The organism is Mesorhizobium sp. M2C.T.Ca.TU.002.02.1.1 (genome assembly GCF_003997225.1).
In genome coordinates, this window is record NZ_RZTO01000534.1 from 1 (window position 1) to 4,422 (window position 4,422).

Annotated in this window: 5 protein-coding genes; 2 read left to right on the plus strand and 3 right to left on the minus strand. The window is 63.3% G+C overall.

All coding sequences use genetic code 11. The features are described 5' to 3' along the window. The 3 genes from glmU to EOD07_RS24235 form a co-directional block, all read right to left on the minus strand. Positions 1-1,223 (minus strand): bifunctional UDP-N-acetylglucosamine diphosphorylase/glucosamine-1-phosphate N-acetyltransferase GlmU (gene glmU, locus EOD07_RS24225; RefSeq protein WP_127237241.1); only part of this gene is annotated, 1,223 nt, incomplete at its 3' end. A gap of 144 nt (positions 1,224-1,367) precedes the next feature. Further along, a complete protein-coding gene (locus EOD07_RS24230) occupies positions 1,368-1,805 on the minus strand; it encodes a nuclear transport factor 2 family protein (RefSeq protein WP_127237242.1) in 438 nt (145 codons plus the stop codon). Positions 1,806-1,881: 76 nt separating this feature from the next. Beyond that, positions 1,882-2,628 (minus strand): cytochrome c biogenesis CcdA family protein, encoded by a 747-nt coding sequence (locus EOD07_RS24235; RefSeq protein WP_127237243.1) that lies wholly within the window; start codon positions 2,626-2,628, stop codon positions 1,882-1,884. Positions 2,629-2,794: 166 nt separating this feature from the next. Here EOD07_RS24235 and EOD07_RS24240 point away from each other — a divergent pair, with 166 nt between their 5' ends. After that, positions 2,795-3,172 carry a hypothetical protein gene (locus tag EOD07_RS24240; RefSeq protein WP_127237244.1) on the plus strand — a complete coding sequence of 126 codons (378 nt, stop codon included), beginning with the start codon at positions 2,795-2,797 and terminating at the stop codon, positions 3,170-3,172. Between the two features lie 280 nt (positions 3,173-3,452). Beyond that, the coding region (locus EOD07_RS24245; protein WP_245470445.1) for a DNA topoisomerase at positions 3,453-4,422 on the plus strand (970 nt) is incomplete at its 3' end.

Consider the following 4,422-nt stretch of genomic DNA (forward strand, 5'->3'; position numbering starts at 1 on the left):
GAGTTTTCCCCGCCCCTGCCGATCGAGACCGGCGCAACAAGCGAGGAATTCGAGCCGACAAAGGCGCCCTCGCCGATATCGGTGAAGAATTTCGAATAGCCGTCATAATTGCAGGTGATGGTGCCCGCGCCGATATTGGCCGCGGCGCCCACGCGCGCATCGCCGATATAGGTCAGGTGGTTGACCTTGGCGCCCTCTTCGATCGTCGCCTGCTTGACCTCGCAGAAATTGCCGACCTTGGCCTTGTTGCGAAGATCCGCGCCGGGCCGCAGCCGCGCGAACGGGCCGACATCGCAATTGGACGCGATCGTTGCGCCCTCGATATGGCTGAAGGCGTGAATCCGGGCGCCCGAGGCGATCCTGACGCCCGGGCCGAACCAGACATTCGGCTCGACGATCGTGTCGGCGCCGATTTCGGTGTCATGCGAGAAATAGACGGTTTCAGGCGCGATCAGCGTAACGCCGGACAGCATCGCCTCGCGCCGCCGGCGCGCCTGCCAGATCGCTTCCGCCTCGGCAAGCTCGGCCCGGTTGTTGATGCCGAGCGCGCTTTCGAAACCCGCTTCCGTCGCCACGACGTCGAGACCCTCCGCGCCGGCGATCTCGACGATGTCGGTAAGGTAGAATTCACCCTTGGCGTTCTTGTTGCCGACCTTGTCGAGCAGCCGAAGCGCATGCTTGCCCGCCACCGCCATCATGCCGGCATTGCAGAAGCCGATCTTCTTTTCCGCCTCGGAGCAGTCTTTTTCCTCGCGGATTGCGACAAGCCGGCCGCCTTTTTCGATCAAACGGCCGTAGCCGGTCGGGTTTGGCGGGCGGAAGCCGATGACCGCGACGGCAGCACCTTCCGCCAGCTTCTGCCGCGCGGCGGCCAATGCTTGCGCATCGATTAGCGGCGTATCGCCGAACATGACGAGGATATCGTCGTAACCCTTTGATATCGCTTCGCGGGCGGCGAGAACGGCATGCGCGGTGCCGAGCCGCTTCTCCTGCACGAAAGTCTCCGCCTTCGGCGCGAATTTCTGCGCCGCCTTGCGCATCTCGTCGGCGCCGTGGCCGATCACCAGCGCCAGGCCGGTTGCCCCCGCAGCCTCGGCCGCTTTCACGACATGCGCGACCATCGGCAGGCCGGCAATGGCGTGCAGCACCTTGGGCATGGCGCTTTTCATGCGCGTGCCCTCGCCGGCGGCGAGGACGACGGACAGGCAGGATCTCTGGCTCATGGATGGGCAACCGTATGAAAAAGGTTTGAATCAATGCAAGCTAGCAGCCGGGTGATGCTGCACCAATGCGGTTAAATTCCGGTGATGTGGCCGAGCAGCTGACTCTTAATCAGCAGGTCTATCTGGAGAAACCGACAACCGCCTCTACAACAGCCCGTGTTTCTTGAATTCTGCCTGCTCGTCGCCGGCGATCCAGCCGAACACTTTCAGGCTGCCGTCGCGCCGTTCGACGAGATAATCGACCTCGAAGTCGATGGTGACCGGACTTCTGTCCTTGCGTTCATATTCGCCCGACCATTCAACCTTGGCCACGCAACGGTCCTCATCGATGGCCATCACCGAGACATCCTTGCAGGTCATCGTCTTGCTGCCCATCGCCCGATAGGCCTCGAAACCGTTCTTCATCACGTCCTTGAATTGCGGACCGTTCTCGCCGGTTATCACGCCGGCCGGCGTGACCGAAACAAATCCGGTCGAGTACATCGCCCCAAAATCGTCCATATCGACATTGCCGGCGATAGCGTCGTTGTAGATCTTCTCGTACGCTTTGAAGAACTTTTGGACGTCCGCCTTGGCCACCATTGTCGCCTCACCGCAAAGTTTGCGCACAAGCTTGTAACGCGAGCTCTCAGCCATCGTTCCGGGTCGGCGGCAGCGGCTATCCCAAGCGCCCGAGCACCGGGAAATTCTCCAGCAGCCAGTAGGACGCGCTCTGCACCCCGCCGGTGAGGAAAAACACGCCGGCGACGACCAGGAGCGCGCCGATCGCCTTTTCGACGCGGCCGAGATGGACGCGGAATTTGCCGAGGAAGCGCATGAAGGCGCCGGAAAACAGCGCCGCGATCAGGAACGGAATGCCGAGGCCGAGCGAATAGGCGGCAAGCAGCAACGCGCCCTCGCCCACCGTCTCGCGCCCGCCGGCCAAGGTCAGGATCGGACCGAGCACAGGGCCAATACAGGGTGTCCAGCCGAAGGCGAAGGCGAGCCCCATGACATAGGCCGCGATCATGCTGGCGGGCTTGCCCTGCGACTGGAAGCGCGCCTCGCGCGACAACAGCGGAATACGCAGGATGCCGAGGAAGTTGAGGCCCATGATGATGATCAGCACGCCCGCCGCCATCGCCAGCGGCTCCTGCCAGACGCGCAGCAGCCGGCCGATGGTCGAGGCGCCGGCGCCGAGCGCGACGAAGACGGTGGAGAATCCGAGCACGAAGGCCAAGGACGCGTAGAGCAGCGCGCCGCGCGTCCCCTCGCGCGCCGTTATGCCGGCATTGCCGCGGAAATCATCGACCGAGACGCCGGCCATGTAGCAGAGATAGGGCGGCACCAGCGGCAGAACGCAAGGCGACAGGAACGAGATCGCCCCTGCCCCGACCGCGCTGACATAGCCGATGTCCAATGCCATCCAATGAGTCCCGATTGTGTTGGCGTCGATATAGCGATGCGGGCGCGCCCCTGCCAATCACCATTGTGTGGCACGTCGCCGCTTCGCGAAGGAAGAAACGGCAGCCTCAATGCGTTGTTCAGGTGAGCGCGCGATTGCCGCGTGCTTGTTCTCAGGGAGATTTATCATGAAAGCGATTGCACTCGGGTTTGCCGCCCTTTTGCTCGGCACCGCCGCGTCCCACGCCGCCGAGGCATGGAAGGAAGCCGAAGTCGGCGGCACCAAGATCTATACCGACGCCAAGGGCATGACGCTCTACACCTTCGACAAGGACGAGAAGGGCAAGTCCAACTGCTACGACAAATGCGCCGCCAACTGGCCGCCGCTGAAAGCCAAGGCGAGCGCCAAGACCGAAGGCGAATGGTCTGTCGTCAAGCGCACTGACGGCACCCATATGTGGGCCTATGACGGCAAGCCGGTCTACACCTTCATCAAGGACAAGAAGGCCGGCGACATGACCGGTGAAGGCGTCGCCGGCGCCTGGCACGTGGTCAAGGCTGATTGAACTCACGCTGTTGAACGCTTTGGCTGCCGGCACCCTCGATCCGGCAGCCAGTCGTCTTTTGCCGGTCGTCCGCCCGGTTCGGGCGTGCATGCCTCCATCCCCAAAAAATGTGATCTTTGCCATACACTCTAAGAGTGTATCGCCGACGGCCGCTTCCCAAATTGGCCGCTTCCCCTTGACCGATTGCAAAAGCACGGCCATGTGAGCGACGAAAAGAGTGGGATTTCGTCGTGCGCCGCGGAGCTTCCTTCCGCCGCCTCACAGCAGATTAAGAGACCTCATGGACGTCGTCGTCGTCGAATCGCCGGCCAAGGCGAAGACAATCAACAAATATCTGGGCAAGAACTATAAGGTCCTGGCCTCGTTCGGCCATGTCCGCGACCTGCCGGCCAAGGACGGCTCGGTGCGGCCCGACGAGGACTTCGCCATGTCCTGGTCGGTCGACACCGCGTCCGGCAAGCGCCTCGCCGACATCGCCAAGGCGGTCAAGGATGCCGACGGGCTGATCCTCGCCACCGACCCGGATCGCGAGGGCGAGGCGATTTCCTGGCATGTGCTGGAAGTCCTGAAGCAGAAGCGCGCGCTGAAGGACAAGCCGGTCAGCCGCGTCGTCTTCAACGCTATCACCAAGGCCTCGGTGCTCGACGCGATGGCCAATCCGCGCCAGATCGACGCGCCGCTGGTCGACGCCTACCTCGCCCGCCGCGCGCTCGACTATCTCGTCGGCTTCACCCTGTCGCCGGTGCTGTGGCGCAAGCTGCCGGGCGCCCGTTCCGCGGGCCGCGTGCAGTCGGTGGCGCTGCGCCTCGTCTGCGACCGCGAATCCGAGATCGAGCGCTTCATCCGCGAGGAATATTGGCAGATCGCCGCCATCCTCGACACGCCACGCAACGACAGTTTCGAGGCGCGGCTGACGGCCTATGCCGGCAAGAAGTTGCAGAAGCTCGACATCGCCAACAAGGCGCAGGCCGACGACATCAAGGCGATGCTCGAGGGCGCGACCTTCAAGGCATTGTCGGTCGAAGCCAAGCCGACCAAGCGCAATCCCGGCCCGCCCTTCACCACCTCGACCCTGCAGCAGGCCGCCTCCTCGCGGCTCGGCTTTTCGGCCAACCGCACCATGCAAGTGGCGCAAAAACTCTATGAAGGCATGGATGTCGGCGGCGAGACCGCCGGCCTCATCACCTATATGCGAACCGACGGCGTGCAGATGGCACCCGAGGCGATCGAGGCCGCCCGCAACGCCATCG

What these genes read in the sequence shown, in the direction of transcription:
- EOD07_RS24230 (WP_127237242.1), bottom strand. Translation starts at nt 1,805, where the DNA reads ATGGTGGCCAAGGCGGACGTCCAAAAGTTCTTCAAAGCGTACGAGAAG.
- EOD07_RS24235 (WP_127237243.1), bottom strand. Translation starts at nt 2,628, where the DNA reads ATGGCATTGGACATCGGCTATGTCAGCGCGGTCGGGGCAGGGGCGATC.
- EOD07_RS24240 (WP_127237244.1), top strand. Translation starts at nt 2,795, where the DNA reads ATGAAAGCGATTGCACTCGGGTTTGCCGCCCTTTTGCTCGGCACCGCC.